Source organism: Neoluteolibacter marinus, from assembly GCF_014904755.1.
Classification (GTDB): Bacteria; Verrucomicrobiota; Verrucomicrobiia; order Verrucomicrobiales; family Akkermansiaceae; genus Haloferula; species Haloferula marina.
The window spans coordinates 1-423 of sequence record NZ_JACZFQ010000192.1 but is presented as its reverse complement, the minus strand read 5'-3'; the positions used below and the strand labels follow the sequence as shown (position 1 = coordinate 423).

Sequence of the window (423 nt, the reverse complement as noted above, 5' to 3'; positions counted from 1 at the left end):
CGCCACAGCCCGAAGCTCTGGTGATCCACGCAGGTCATGTCGAAGGCGTTCAGGGAGATCCGCTTGGCCATAGAAGGCTGCTCCTGAGAAGACAGACCCGCGCCCCGTGCGCCGCTCATGCCGCGGCCAACCTGCGGGTCCAGCGCGTGCGTGCGCCGTACTTGCCGCACGCGGTCTAGCGAGCGGCCCGATCCTCACCTGGGGCACCCCGCTACGGGAGAGGGTTGCCGTCCGGCCAGCCAGGGCTGTGGGCCGGAACTCTTGATCGTGTGAGCGTCATCCTATGCACACCTGAGGCGACAGTGCGAAGCCCGTGCCGCGCGTTATCCCGCTCGTCCTCCGATTTGCTGTCTCCCCGGACCAGGGCATTGAATGACCCCCGGTTCCCATCCGGAGCGGCCGAGAGACCTGGCTCGTCGACGC

At 67.6% G+C, this 423-nt stretch carries 1 riboswitch.

Annotation, left to right across the window (positions count from 1 at the left end):
- Positions 1 to 152 precede the first annotated feature (152 nt).
- Positions 153 to 267: riboswitch (SAM riboswitch) on the bottom strand.
- Between the last annotated feature and the right edge of the window lie 156 nt (positions 268 to 423).